This window comes from Capnocytophaga sp. oral taxon 332 str. F0381 (assembly GCF_000318275.2).
Classification (GTDB): domain Bacteria; phylum Bacteroidota; class Bacteroidia; order Flavobacteriales; family Flavobacteriaceae; genus Capnocytophaga; species Capnocytophaga bilenii.
On sequence record NZ_KB291256.1, the window covers coordinates 1 to 269 of the forward strand.

Below are 269 nucleotides of genomic sequence, written 5' to 3' on the forward strand. Positions count from 1 at the left end.
GTTCATTGTTCTATCTTGTTTTATTTTGTTTTGCAAAGGTAAGGGTTTTTTCATAAACTTAGATCATAGAATTTTTAGTAAGTATTATTATGCTGTCAATATTTCTATTCCTACTATTATATATCGCTTGCCTTTTTTCAAAAGAACAACTTCAGTAAGACCAATTTCAGTTGATTTTATTACAAAGCAATTTTTATCAGTAAAAAGTCTGCAATCTCCACGAGAAAGACTAACTGCTGAAAGTAGTCCTGCCTTAAAAGTTCCTTCAT

The 269-nt window shown here is 29.4% G+C and carries 1 pseudogene; it reads right to left on the reverse strand.

Annotated features, from left to right (window positions below):
* Nucleotides 1–87: 87 nt before the first annotated feature.
* A pseudogene (locus HMPREF9075_RS13645) lies at nt 88–269 on the reverse strand (hypothetical protein); the annotation flags it as partial.